General features: G+C 58.2%; 13 protein-coding genes. 4 read left to right on the plus strand and 9 right to left on the minus strand.

Annotation, left to right across the window (positions count from 1 at the left end; translation table 11 throughout):
- The first annotated feature begins 120 nt into the window (after window positions 1-120).
- Entirely contained in the window at window positions 121-1353 is a 1233-nt protein-coding gene (locus GT019_RS19375; protein WP_161744845.1) for a putative glycoside hydrolase, read from the plus strand.
- A gap of 82 nt (window positions 1354-1435) precedes the next feature.
- Here the strand turns inward: GT019_RS19375 and GT019_RS19380 are convergent, their stop codons facing one another.
- The 6 genes from GT019_RS19380 to GT019_RS19405 form a co-directional block, all read right to left on the minus strand.
- On the minus strand, window positions 1436-1969 hold the full coding sequence (locus tag GT019_RS19380) for an NADPH-dependent FMN reductase (RefSeq protein WP_161744846.1): 534 nt from the start codon (window positions 1967-1969) through the stop codon (window positions 1436-1438).
- Window positions 1970-2179: 210 nt separating this feature from the next.
- A complete protein-coding gene (gene pfkA, locus GT019_RS19385; protein WP_161744847.1) occupies window positions 2180-3148 on the minus strand; it encodes a 6-phosphofructokinase in 969 nt (322 codons plus the stop codon).
- A 41-nt stretch (window positions 3149-3189) separates the two neighbouring features.
- Window positions 3190-4275, minus strand: a complete 1086-nt coding sequence (locus GT019_RS19390) for a tetraprenyl-beta-curcumene synthase family protein (RefSeq protein ID WP_161744848.1) — start codon at window positions 4273-4275, stop codon at window positions 3190-3192.
- Between the two features lie 32 nt (window positions 4276-4307).
- Window positions 4308-4622 carry a hypothetical protein gene (locus GT019_RS19395; RefSeq protein WP_161744849.1) on the minus strand — a complete coding sequence of 105 codons (315 nt, stop codon included), beginning with the start codon at window positions 4620-4622 and terminating at the stop codon, window positions 4308-4310.
- 314 nt (window positions 4623-4936) lie between these two features.
- Window positions 4937-5134, minus strand: coding sequence for a cold shock domain-containing protein (locus GT019_RS19400; protein ID WP_161744850.1), 198 nt, complete (start codon window positions 5132-5134; stop codon window positions 4937-4939).
- A 76-nt stretch (window positions 5135-5210) separates the two neighbouring features.
- Window positions 5211-5909: a class I SAM-dependent methyltransferase gene (locus GT019_RS19405; protein WP_235948694.1), complete on the minus strand. Its 699-nt coding sequence runs from the start codon at window positions 5907-5909 to the stop codon at window positions 5211-5213.
- 185 nt (window positions 5910-6094) lie between these two features.
- Here GT019_RS19405 and GT019_RS19410 point away from each other — a divergent pair, with 185 nt between their 5' ends.
- The 3 genes from GT019_RS19410 (at window position 6095) to pepF (ending at window position 8583) form a co-directional block, all read left to right on the plus strand.
- Entirely contained in the window at window positions 6095-6328 is a 234-nt protein-coding gene (locus GT019_RS19410) for a hypothetical protein (protein ID WP_161744852.1), read from the plus strand.
- Between the two features lie 98 nt (window positions 6329-6426).
- On the plus strand, window positions 6427-6606 hold the full coding sequence (locus GT019_RS19415; RefSeq protein ID WP_161744853.1) for a hypothetical protein: 180 nt from the start codon (window positions 6427-6429) through the stop codon (window positions 6604-6606).
- Window positions 6607-6792: 186 nt separating this feature from the next.
- Window positions 6793-8583, plus strand: coding sequence for an oligoendopeptidase F (gene pepF, locus GT019_RS19420; protein WP_161744854.1), 1791 nt, complete (start codon window positions 6793-6795; stop codon window positions 8581-8583).
- A gap of 159 nt (window positions 8584-8742) precedes the next feature.
- Here pepF and ssuE read toward each other — a convergent pair whose 3' ends face one another.
- The 3 genes from ssuE to GT019_RS19435 all read right to left on the minus strand — a co-directional run bounded on the left by ssuE (window position 8743) and on the right by GT019_RS19435 (window position 13291).
- Window positions 8743-9303: an NADPH-dependent FMN reductase gene (ssuE, locus tag GT019_RS19425; protein WP_161744855.1), complete on the minus strand. Its 561-nt coding sequence runs from the start codon at window positions 9301-9303 to the stop codon at window positions 8743-8745.
- Between the two features lie 235 nt (window positions 9304-9538).
- Window positions 9539-10417, minus strand: coding sequence for an ABC transporter ATP-binding protein (locus tag GT019_RS19430; RefSeq protein ID WP_161744856.1), 879 nt, complete (start codon window positions 10415-10417; stop codon window positions 9539-9541).
- Between the two features lie 3 nt (window positions 10418-10420).
- Window positions 10421-13291, minus strand: a complete 2871-nt coding sequence (locus tag GT019_RS19435; RefSeq protein WP_161744857.1) for an ABC transporter permease — start codon at window positions 13289-13291, stop codon at window positions 10421-10423.
- Window positions 13292-13304: the final 13 nt, after the last annotated feature.

Raw genomic sequence — 13304 nt, forward strand, 5'->3', positions numbered from 1 at the left:
CGTAGAAGCAAGGAGCCGAGCACCGATCCGCCCGGCGCCGAAATCATACGAAATACCTCTGTGCCTACTTGACCGGCTGCATTATAATCGAAGTGACTTTGCATGCGGGGAGAGTGTTCCATGGACGCGATCGTATCGGCCTTATTATTATTGTTGCACGTACTGACGGGCTCGTCTTCGGCAACCGGAACGGAAACGGCATCGACGCATCAACTGCTGGCGACGCTTCTGACGGCGCCTGCGGCCGGCCTGCAGCCCGGTTCTTCTGTCGCGCCCGGCAGCGGCACGGCACCGTTCGTCCCCGCGGACGACAGTTCCGGATCGGGCACCGGCGCCGCGTTCGTCAAGCACGACCCGCAGCCTGACGCGCCGAAAGTCAAAGGCGTCTACGTTACCGCGTACAGCGCGGGAGGCGCTCGCCTGGACTCGCTGCTGAAGCTGCTCGACGATACGGAGTTGAACAGCATGGTCATCGACGTCAAGGACGACAACGGCTACATCACTTACCCTTCGACGAACCCCGAGCTGCTGCGATACGGCAAACCGCAGAAATTCATACGCGACCTGCCGGCCCTGATGGCGAAGCTCGATAAGCATAAGGTCTATCCGATCGGGCGAATCGTCGTGTTCAAAGACACCGTGCTGGCCAAGAGCCATCCGGAGCTGTCGTTCCGGCGCAAAGACGGCTCGATCTGGTCCAACGGCAACGGCGACAGCTTCGTGAACGCCTACCGGAAGGAAGTCTGGGATTACAACATCGCCGTGGCCAAGGAAGCGGCCAAAATGGGCTTCAAAGAAATCCAGTTCGATTACGTCCGTTTCCCCGAAGGCTTCGAGAATAAAGCCGCCTCCTTGGTTTTCGACAAAACGAAGGATTCGCGGGTCGATACGATCGCGGCGTTCGTGAAGTACGCGAAGGCGCAGCTCGAACCGCTCGGCGTCCGGGTTTCCGTCGACATCTTCGGCTATGCCGCTTCCGTGCCCGCCGCGGAAGGCATCGGCCAGGATTTCGTGAAAATCTCCAAGAACGTGGACGTGATCTCGCCAATGATCTATCCGAGCCATTACGGCACCGGCTGGTTCGGCGTGAAAGACCCGGATACGAATCCGTACGCGACCATCGCAGGCGCCATGAAGGATACGCATAAGAAGCTGGATCCCATCGGTTCCTACAAGCCTGTCATCCGGCCTTGGATCCAGGATTTCACGGCAAGCTGGCTCGGCAAAGGACATTATATCGCCTACGGCAAGCCTCAGGTCGACGCGCAGATCAAGGCGCTGCACGAATCGGGCGTCGACGAGTATTTGCTCTGGAACGCCGGCAACCGTTATACGGCGGACGCCAAATTTTAGCACGCAAAACGCCCTGCGGGCCAAGACGGAAAGAACTTCCGACCTCGGCCGCGCAGAGCGTTTTTTTGCGATATGCCGTTCGTTATCCCCGAAGCTTGGCGGCCAGCTGCAGGAAATACGCCACCGTCCGGCGAATCCGCTTTTGGACGTCCAGCGATTCGGGCGTGCCGTCCGGCAAGAATTGGCGCTGCGCGCCGCCGACCGAGATCCACTCCGGCGAATTGATGCCGTGCACGTTGCGGACGATCGTCTGCAGCTGCTGCAGGGAGCTTAACCCGACCGCCCCGCCTGCCGAGCTTACGGACAGCACCGCTTTGCCGCCGAACTGGTCGCCGCCCAAATAATCCAGCGCGTTCTTCAGCACCCCCGTCAGGCTGCCATGGTATTCCGGCGTGCTCAGCACGACGGCGTCGGCATGCAGCACCGCATCCATCAGTTCCGAGGTATGCGGGTGGATGTCCTCGTCATCGTCGTCGTAGAACGGAAGCGGCTTCGCGCGCAGGTCGAACAACGTCGTCTCATGCCCCTCGTCCTCCATCAGTTTCGCGATATAAGCCGAGATCAACGCCGTCGTAGACTCGCGACGGGTAGCCCCGATAAGAATGGCAATGCGCATCGATCATCCCTCCAGAATTCCAATATTTAGATACATAATAGTATGTAAAGTCCGCGTGGTCAATACAAAGATTGGCGGCGGTCGATCTAATACTGGGTTCGCCTATTCCTGTTGCGGGAAGCATCGCCCGGGTTTATCGGCATAAAAAAAGCCTTAGGCAGCCGCTTCGGAACTATTTCCGTTTCGCTGCTCCAAGGCATGCTTACCGTATTATTGCGACAACCGAAGCGCCAGGTTGTACAATTCCATGTTGAACGGCTTCTTCGTGTTGACGACTTTATCGATGTCCGTCACGACCAGCTCGCCGTTGATGATGCCGCACGCTTTGCCGGAATCGCCTTCCATCAGCTTGCGAACCGCGAAATCGCCGAGCTGGCTCGCCAGCACCCGGTCCTTGTGCGTCGGGGAGCCGCCGCGCTGAATATGCCCGAGCACGGTTACGCGCGGTTCCATGCCGCAGCGCGTCATGATGCCGTGGCCGATTTCCTCTCCCGTGCTTGCGCCTTCGGCGACGACGATGATGCTGTGCCGTTTGCCGGACGCGAAGTTTTCTTTCATCCGGTTCGCGACCGTGTCGAGATCGAACGGCACTTCCGGCACGATGATCGTCTCCGCGCCGCTGGCAAGTCCGGCATACAGCGCGATATCGCCGCAGTGGCGGCCCATTACCTCGACGACGGACGAACGCTCGTGCGACGTCATCGTGTCGCGCAGCTTATTGATCGCGTCGACGACGATGCTGACGGCCGTATCGAACCCGATCGTGTAGTCGGTGAATGGAATGTCGTTATCGATCGTGCCCGGCAGTCCCATCGTTTTGATGCCGAGCTTGGAGAGCTTGTTCGCGCCTTGGTAAGAGCCGTCGCCGCCGATGACGACCAGGCCGTCGATGCCGCGCTCGCGCAGCACTTCCGCGCCTTTCTGCTGGCCTTCCGGGGTCAGAAACTCTTTGCAGCGCGCCGTTTGCAGGATGGTGCCCCCGCGCTGGATGATGTCGCCGACGCTGCGAAGATCCATTTGGCGCAGGTCGTCGTTAAGCAGGCCCTGGTAGCCGCGCTGGACGCCGTACACTTCCAGCCCGTGGTACAACGCGCTGCGGACGACGGCGCGGACCGCGGCGTTCATGCCCTGCGAATCTCCACCACTCGTTAGGACGGCAATCGATTTTACTGCTGACATTCCACTCACTCCTCTATTTTTTATCTAGGCATGCTATTGATTCAGTTCGAAGATTGTCGTTTGCGGATCATGACGCTGTTCCCCCAGAAAAACAACCGCGTTAACGGACTTCTGCGCATCAGCCGCTTGGACACGAGCCGAACGTCTTCTTGTCCGATCACCTTCGGATCGGACAAATAAAGCGCGATCAACCCTTCGATCACCATGCGATGAAATCTCGGAACGGGCAATCTGCCGACGTCCTTGCGGGCCCCTTCGACGATGGCGCCGATCCGTTCGATCAGCTGGCTTTGATTCGTATAATAATTGCAGAAGTTCAAATCGCCGCCGATTCGATCTTCTTCCTGATCAATCAAGTAATCGAGCATGATGTGCAGCCCGCAAACATGCGGAAAATAAGCGCTGCGGATGCGGAGCGCATCTTCCGGCGTGCAGTCCTCGTCCGAAGCGGCGAGAAACAGCATGAACATCCCCAAGGTCGACCCGGTTGCGGCCGCGAACTCGTTCCACTGCAGCTGCGGCACGGCATGCCGATGCTTCTCCCACCATTGCAGCAGCGCCGGTTCGCGCTTGTCCTTGGCAATATGCTTGTACACCTGCAGATCGCCGTATAAGCCGACGAGTTCGGAAACGAGCGGCTGCACGGACTTGTACGAAGGCAGCAGGCTGACGCACGCCTGGCAGGTACGAACGAGCTCATGCAGGTAGCCGCCGTCTTCCCGCTCCGCCCGCAGCGCGTAATAGTCCTGCAGCGGCGCTTCGGGATCCACGGCATCGAGCATGGATTGATGGAGCAGGCGGAAATCGCCGGCGTCCAGCGACGTGCTCCTGTCGCACAGGTTATCCAGATAATCGCTGATCGTCTGCAGGCAGACGATCAGCGGAACGAGAATATGCCTGCTATTCAAATTGGCGGCGGCGTATATGCCTCCGCCCTCGCAGTGGAACTGCTTGCTCGTCATGCTTGCGAGCGCCTGCACGCGCAATTCGTCGTCCGGGATGCGCTCGGCGATGACTCGAAGCCGGGCCAGCTCCGCGCGGACCTCCGGCAACACATATTTGTATACCCTATACATGAGGGTAACGGGTGTTTTGGGCACTTGGCGGGTCTTTGCTGACGTTTTCATCATTCGGCGCCCTCCTTTATTCCACTCCGTGCTCATGAATGGCGCTTATTCTCGATCTCTTGGTTAATGCGGTACCAGATATGCAGATCGTTGATCCGGCTGGCCAACTCCGCAATGTCGGAATTAATGCCGCAGGAAACCTCGAAGTCTTCTTCCTCGAAGAGCTCCGCCTGCTTCACGTTAATGATGCGTTCGAAAGCGAGTACCCGGTCCGGTATCGTCCCGCGGATGTCTTCCCACCTCGCGACGATGTACGTCCGTTCCGCTTCGCTGAACCGGTCCCATGCTTGATGAAGCGCCGGCAGCGAGATTCCAAGCCGATCATCCCATATGAAGTAATGGTTCACGTCTCAAAACCTCCATCCACTAATGTACCATTTCATAGAATGTAAATCCAGCGCGAAAACTTGTTCCCCCTGTGCTCTGCCGGGCTGCGCATTTCAATCCGCGTATACGTTCAGGCCGCAAATTCTGAGGTGAAAGTCGTCAAGGCCCCATCGCCCGATGCCCGGCTTATCGAACCGACCTCCCCATCGCGAAGCGGCCTTCGCTGGCCGACCGCCACAAGAAAAAACCCGACAGCGGGTGTCGGGTAATTCGTTCGGCTTGCTATCTATTCCATTACTCCATTATAAGAAGCTTCCCGTTGGAAGCACCGATCTTACAATTTGATAACGTTAGCGGCTTGAGGTCCGCGGTTGCCTTGCGTGATATCGAATTCGACGGATTGACCTTCGTCCAAAGACTTGAAGCCATCGCCTTGAATCGCGGAGTAGTGAACGAACACGTCTTCTCCGTTCTCAACTTGAATGAAGCCGTAGCCTTTCTCTGCGTTAAACCATTTTACTGTTCCTTTCAATGTAACAACCTCCTAAAAATGAGCGCCGTTCACCGGCGGCTTCCTCCATTATATACCTAGAGGGCGGGATTTGCAATTAAAGGTTGACAAAAAGGCCAAGCTCTGATCCGGGTATAAACGGCAGCTTGGACGCATAAAATCCGGGCGCTCCTCCCCGGGCGCGAATCGCATCGAGCAGCTCCTCCATGGAGGCATACGGCGTCCAGCCAAGCGACATGACGGGATAGATCCGCAGCGTGCCGCCCGTCTTGCAGACGCGCATCATCTCCAGCACGGCGTCGCGGTGAAAGCCGTAATCGAATTGCTCCTCGTACAAAAACAGAAAGTGACTGCACAGGACGGTATCGAACCTGCCGTCCTCGAATGGCAGCCGCGGCAGACTTCCCGCCGCATAGCGCCTCTGCCGCTCCGCCGGGTCCCCGTAATGACCGGCAAACCGCCGCAGCGAAGCTTCGCGGTTCGCGCGATGACGCTCCAGGCTGCCGTAATAGCTGAAATCGAACTTGTCGCGCAGCTTATCCAGCTTGGCCGTCGAGGCTTCGATCTCTTCGCCGGCTTCCCGGATCAATGCCTCGTGTTCCAAAGCGTACCTGGGATCCACGGCGCAGGCGTCCAACCCGCGCGCTACCGCTTCCGCGGTGAAGGAAGACGCTCCGCCCGCGATATCCAGAATGCGCCCGCCCAACCGGCTTACCTCCAAATCGAACATCCGCGCGTACTCCTCGAAGCTGCGGCACGTAACGGCCACTCCGAGCTGCTCGTAACGTTCATTCATGCACATCTCTCCTCGTCTCATCTCGTCTCGTCTCAAAAACCTGGCTCGTCTCGCTTGCGACCGGCCGGGGAAATGCCATCCGCCCGTCCGATTTCCATATTTTAGCATGGCGCCGATTTGATTTCTACCCCGCATTTTGGCTATCATTGGAGGATACACACGCTTTATCTCGAAGGGATGGTCTTATGTTTAAGAAAGTCCAAATTTATAAAACCGATAAATACAACATGCTTACCGTGGAGGTACAGGGCAAGACGCTGATCGTGCGGGAAATCTCCGACCAATGGGGCGAGGAATGCCACACGTTCGTCAGCCGGCCGGAAATGCTGCATTGGGCGGAGAACCGTTTCCGAGCGGAGGATTTCGCGGGCAAGGAAGAGGAGCGCGCGGCCATCATGGAGGGCTTCCGCGGCGTGTGACCGGCACGATCCGTCCAGAAGCAGGAAAACGGAGCCGGTTTAGCGAACATAACCGTATGTAAGCATGCATAGGTTGTGCGGAGGGGAGCTCAAGTCAGGTGGATAAGACATCTACGATTATTTTCATCATCGCGGCTTTTTCGCTGGGCGGCGTCATTCTTATGCAGCGAAACAACATTCCCCCGAACCTGCGCAGAGGACTTGCCATCGCGGCAATCGTCTTTATCGCCTTTGCGTTTTTCCTGGTCGTTTACAGTTTGGCGACCATGGGGTCATAACGAGCCGGCAGCCGGGTCACACTAAGAGGCACATTCTGTCAAAGGAGCGTGACCTCCGGCATGAAATGGCTGCCGATCGTTCTATCGTTCTCTCTGCTCCAAGGCAGCGCGGACCGCTTGCTCCCGCAAGCTTCCCATGCCGCATTAACCGCAGCACCATCCAAAACCGAGGCGAGGAGGGTTCCTATGAACCACGTACCGAAACGTTCCGAGACCGCACCCGAACACCGCTGGAAGCTCGAGGACTTATTCGCGGATCAATCCGCATGGGACAAGGAATACGCGCAGGCGAAAGAACAAATGAAAAGCGTCGAGGCCTATCAAGGCAAGCTGTCCGACCCGGGCCAACTGAAAGCCTGCTTCCAGCTCGAGGACGATCTTTCCCTTAAAGTCGAGCGTCTCTACGTATTCGCCAACATGAAGCATCACGAAGATACGGCCGAGCCGGCCTTCCAGGCGCTCTCGGAGAAATCCAAGAAGCTGAGCGTCGAGACGGGCGAAGCGCTCTCCTTCATTACGCCGGAAGTGCTCGGTCTCTCGGACGATGCCCTGAACGCGCTGATCGAGAATCCGGACCTCGCGAAATACCGCCAAACGCTGGAAGAGATGCGCCGCCAAAAAGCGCACGTGCTCTCCAAATCGGAAGAAGCGCTGCTTGCGCAGGTCGGCAACGTCAGCCAAGCGCCGGGCACGATATTCAGCATGCTGAACAACGCCGATCTCAAATTCCCGAAAGTGAAGGACGAGAACGGCGAAGAAGTCGAGCTGACCCAAGGCCGCTACATACAGTTTCTCGAAAGCAAAAACCGCGAGGTTCGCGAAGGCGCGTTCAAGGCGATGTACGAGACGTACGGCAAGCTGAAGAACACGATCGCCTCCACGCTGAGCGCGAACGTGACGAAAAACATTTTCTATGCCCGCGCGCGCAAGTATCCGTCCACGCTCGAGATGTCGCTCTACGGCGACAACATCCCGAAAGAGGTCTACACGAACCTCATCGGCACGATCCACAAGCATCTCCCGCTCATGCACCGTTACATGGAGCTGCGCAAGAAGCTGCTGAAGGTCGACGAGCTGCATATGTACGACCTGTTCGCCCCGCTGGTGGACGAATTCAAGATGGACATCACGTACGACCAGGCGAAGGAAACGGTAAAAGAGAGCCTCAAGCCGCTCGGCGAGGACTATCTCGACGTGCTGCAGGACGGCTTCGACAAGAGCTGGATCGACGTCTACGAGAACGAAGGCAAACGCAGCGGCGCCTACAGCTGGGGCGCTTACGGCACGCATCCGTACGTGCTGCTGAACCATAAGGACAACCTGAACAGCATGTTCACGCTCACGCACGAGATGGGCCACGCGCTGCATTCCTACTACTCCGACGGCAATCAGGATTACCGCGACGCGCAGTATACGATCTTCCTGGCCGAGGTCGCCTCGACGCTGAACGAAGCGCTGCTGATGGATTACATGCTGAAGAAGTCGACCGATCCCAAAGAGAAAATGTACCTGCTTACCTACTACGCCGATCAATTCCGCACGACGGTGTTCCGTCAGACGATGTTCGCGGAATTCGAGAAGCTCATCCATGAGCGCGCCGAGGAAGGCGAATCCTTGACGCCGCAGGATTTCAGCAAAATCTACTACGACCTCAACAAGCTGTACTACGGCGACGGGATGGTCATCGACAAGGACATCGAGATGGAATGGGCGCGCATCCCGCATTTCTATACCAGCTTCTATGTCTTCAAGTACGCGACGGGCTTCTCCGCCGCGACCAGCTTCTCCAAGCAAATCCTCGAGGAGGGCGCGCCGGCGGTGGAACGCTACCTCGGCTTCCTGAAGAGCGGAGGCAGCGACTACTCCATCAACATCCTCAAAAAAGCGGGCGTCGACATGTCCTCGCCTGCGCCGATCGAAGAAGCGATGAGCGTCTTCGAAAGCCTGATCGAGCAAATGGAACAGCTGACGAAATAAGCTCTATGAAACGCAAAAGCAGCGGGTCCCGGATCGTTCTCCGGGGTACCCGCTGCTTTTGTTATGCGGCTATTCAGTTGAAAGCGTCCATCTAGCCGATACGATATGTCTGCAAACCGGCGGACGAAACGGCCGCAGCCGTCCGGTCCGCGCGCGGCGTCAAATGTTCAACGTACCCGCGGGCTGCTTCAGCAGCAGCGTCGTCTCCACGAACGATGCAACCGCGGCGTTCAAGCGCTGCCCCAGCTCCTCGTCGAGCACGTAACCGCCGTCGTCGGTCTTCAGAATTTGCGAATCCACCGCGTAGACGCCCGGCTCCACATGTTTGGCGTAAAGCGCGGACAACAGCGGCTTTAGCGAGAAATCAAGCGCGAGCAGATGCGCGAGCGTGCCCCCGATAAACAACGGCAGCACGATTTTGCCGTAGAGTCCCTTCTGCGGCAGCAAGTCGAGGAAGGTTTTCAGCACGCCCGTGTACGAAGCTTTGTAGACGGGGCTTGCGATGATCACGGCGTCGGCTTCCGCCACGAGCCGGCTTGCTTCGGCGATCGCGGGGCTGTCGAAGCGGGCGCCGATCAAGTCTTCCGCGGGCAACGACGCCACGTGCAGGGAAACGATGTCCCAGCCGAGCGAAGCCAGCTTCTCTTCCGCGTACTGCAGGATACCGTTCAAACGGGAAACCGGATTCGGGCTTCCGGATATAATAATCGCTTTCGGCATGACAGGCTTCCTCCTCGTGAAATGAATATTGAGTTCATTATACAACCATAATTCCTACCCGTAAACTATGAATTAAGCCGATTTGTCTCCGTTCTCCCGCGCATACGCTGCCGCTGTTCCGTATCTATGGCCTTTCAATATAAAACCGCCTCCCTTGGCAGGAAAGCGGCATGGTGTGCGTTTGGTTCGTTTGCTTGGCCGGTCCGGACAGCTCCGCGATCGTTTCGCTTCAAGGTCAGGTTTCAGGCGGATAAATGATAATCCGTCCTTCTTCTTTCTCCACGCGCACTTTGTTCTTCTCCTTGAACTCGTCCGCCTGCAGGTAGGACGAAGGAATCTGCATGCGCCCCGCTTTATCGATGACGGCATATTCCACGTGGCTCTCCTCCTCGATGACCGCCCCGCTCTCGAGCGCGGCAAGCTCCTCCGCGTACGACTGGCGCCGGATGATCTCCGAGGACGTCTTGCCGTCGCGAATCGCCACGACGCGGTCGACCTTCCTCGCGAGCAGCGGATCATGCGTGACGATGACGATCGTGATGCCGATGCTCCGGTTGAGCTCGCGGAACAAGTCGAGGATCTGATTGGACATCCGGGTGTCCAGCGAGCCGGTCGGTTCGTCCGCCAGCAGCAGCTTCGGCTCGTTCGCCAGCGCGATGGCGATCGCCACGCGCTGCTGCTCGCCGCCGGAGAGCTCGCTGAGCCGGTTCTTCATGCGGTGGCTCAGTCCGACCGCGTCCAGCAGCTCCAGCGCCCGGAGCCGCTTGCCGCGGCCTTTCAGCAGCAGCGGAAGCTCCACGTTTTCCAGCGCCGTCAAATACGGAATCAGGTTGCGCGCGTTGCTCTGCCAGACGAAGCCGACGGTTTCGCGCTTATAGTTGACCAGGTCGCGCTCCGTAAACTTCAGCAGGTCCTTGTCATCCACGATCAGCTTGCCCGCGGAGGGCCGGTCAAGCCCGCCGAGCATATTGAGCAGCGTCGATTTGCCGCTGCCGCTGTTGCCGATGATGGCCATCAGCTCGCCGTCCTCCACGTGCAGGTCCAAGCCCTGCAGGGCAACGACCTCCAGGTCGTCGGTCTTGTAAATTTTCACGAGTCCGTCGCAATGGATCATCGTTTATTCCTCCCCTAGCTTCAGCGCCTGCGTGATCTTCATCCGCGAGACCCGGATGCCGAGCACGGCCAGCCCGGTCAACAGCATGAAGCCGACGACGCCGTAAAGCTGCACGTAATCGCTCAGCTGCCGGACGATCTCGAACGGCGGCACCTGGTCCGTCGCGCTGAACGACAACTGGAATAACGGCACGAACAGGCTGCTGACGGCATTGCCGATGACGACCCCGAACAGGATGGCGGCCGCCGAGGTGAGCACCTGCTCGCTTAGGAGCATGCCGATGATTTGCCTGAAGGAGATGCCCATCGCCCGGAGGATGCCGAATTGCAGCGTCCTGCCCGACAGCGTGAGCACCCAGAACAGCAGGAAACCGAAAAAGCTGATCAGCATCGAAATGACGAAGCCCAGCGTCATGACGCCGTTGATCGCGAGCCGGAACGGATCGTTCTTGGAGCGGATCAGCAGCTGGTTGGCATCGACGAGGTTCTCGATCGGAATATCCTTCTTGATCAGGTCATCGTATACGACCTTGCTGCCGGCTCCGGCCTTCAACTTGACCCATACCTCGTACGGTTCGAGCGCCAGATGATTCTGGATGTACGGCAGCTGGCCCACGATGAGGTTCGGCAGCCGGACGTCGGGATCGTCCTTGTCGCCCGATACCGGAAGCGGGCTCCAGCCCGGCCAATAATCGATGATGCCGTAGACGAGGAAATCGGCGCTGTCGAGTCCTTCCCATTTCGCGGCTATCGTGTCGCCGGCCTTGACGCCGTACTGCTTCGCCATCGAGCGCGAGACGAGCACCGCCTTCGGGTTGGTCGAGATCAGGTTCAAGTAGCTGTTCAACGGATACTGCAGCAAGCCGCCGCGCATCCAGGTCACTTTGCCGAAATCGTACGGATCGATCCCGTACAAGGTCGTTGCCCCGTTCTGTCCGCCCGCGGAGAAGCTCGCGTTGTCCTTGCGGAAGACGCGCGCGGCCGAGTCCACGCCGTCCAGCTCGGTCATCGTGATGAACGACGGTTCGGTATAGGTGACGACCTTCGGCGCCGCGGCCGCCGGATCCGACTCTTGCGGACCCGGCGCGCCCGGCGGCGGAGGAGGCGGTTTGTCGTTGTCCCAATGAACGGAGAGCTGGATATCCGAGCCGGTCATGTATTGGATACGGTCCTCCATGTTCCCGTTGATCGTCCTCGCCGCGTTCGCGCTGAACAATCCGGTGGCGACGGTCATGATCAGAAACACTTTGATGGTCAAATATTGCGAAGAAGAACGGCTGATCTGCAGCAGGGTGGAATAGAGCGCCGGCGTCCACCATTTGCGGCCGATCCAGAATACGAGCTTGATGAACCACGGATAGACGCGCAGGACGAGCAGCCCCGCGCCAAGCGAGAAGAGCGGCGGCATGAAGAAGATAAGCGGATCCACCCGGATCGAGGTCGGATCCAGGGCGAGCGCCTTCAAGCCGTTCAGCTGCGACTTCAGCTTGTAAAGTCCGTACAGCGACCCCGCAAGCAGGATGAAATCCGCGCAGATCAAGTGCCAGAACGATAATTTGGTGAGACGCGCCATCCGCTGCTTATGCCCGACGATCGTCACCCGCGTCGCCAGCAGGGCCGGGATGAGGATGAGCACGATGGAGCCGGCGATCGCGGCGGCGGCGATCTTGTAAGAGGTGCTGTTCAGGACGACGTCAAGCGACGCGCGCTGCACGAACTCCAGGAACCCGCTGGAAGCGCCCAATAATTTCGTGAAATACACGCCGACGAACGGCCCCGCGGCAAGCGCCAGCGCACCGAGAATGACGCTCTCGATCAGAAACACGGTCATGATTTGAAGCCGGCTCGCGCCGCGGCTTCGCAGCACCGAGATCTCCGTCTTCTGCCGGTCGATGATCAGGTTGGCCGCCATGTAGAGGTAGAACGCGAGCATGAACATGACCGGCGAGTACAGCGACCACAGCATCAGGTCCAGCTTTTCTTTCTTCTCCGTATAGGTCGCGATCGGCGTCTTGGCCGGCATGTCCGCGTTGCCGATGCCGATGCGCGTATTGAAATAATTGTTCATGGCGTTGAACTGCGACAAGTACGTATCGATGCGGTCGATGTTCATCTGGCTGTAGTCGAGCGAATATTGCCAGGTCAGCAGCGAGAGATTGAGGGGACCCTGATTGTCCACGAAGTCGTGATTGAACTGCTCGAACGGAATATAGAAGGACGAGTTGTTCGATTCGACGCTGAATTGATCGTACGCGTTGGCGGAATTCGACTCCACGATGCCGACCGGCACGATGCGGATCGTATTGCCCGTGTCCTTGTTCGTATACACCAACTCGCTGCCGAGATCGCGCTTCAGATCAATGATGAATTTCTGCGTCACGACCGCTTCGTATACCCCGTCGCCGCGATTCGGATCCGGAAGGCGCCCGTCGATCACTTTCACGTGCTTGTCGAGATCCGATACGGTGCGGAAGCTTCCGGACACCGTCATATCCTTCTTCTCTTTGTCCGACGCGTCCGCAGGCAGGATTCGGAACGATTGCGTGCTACGCGTCACGATATACGACTGCACGGCAAGGCCCATGCGCTTCGGCGCTCCAGCCATGTAGCTGTCCGCCTTCTGAATGAGCGAATGCGTCGTGTCGAAGGCGCGTCCGCCCGATACGGACGTCGTGGCGCGAATCAGGCCGGGATAAATATTTTGATCCTTCTGCAGCTGCTGCAGCTCCTTGAACAGCGTGCGCTGCAATATCGCGTGCGAATACAGCGGCATGGAGCTGAACAGCGCGACGCATAACGTGAGGCCGAACCATAAATTAAGCTGAAGCCAGCGGTTTTTCGCCATTTTCCGAAAAATCATCGTCCATAATGCCATCGTTTCACCTCTT

Source organism: Paenibacillus glycinis (genome assembly GCF_009909185.1).
Taxonomy (GTDB): Bacteria; Bacillota; Bacilli; order Paenibacillales; family Paenibacillaceae; genus Paenibacillus_Z; species Paenibacillus_Z glycinis.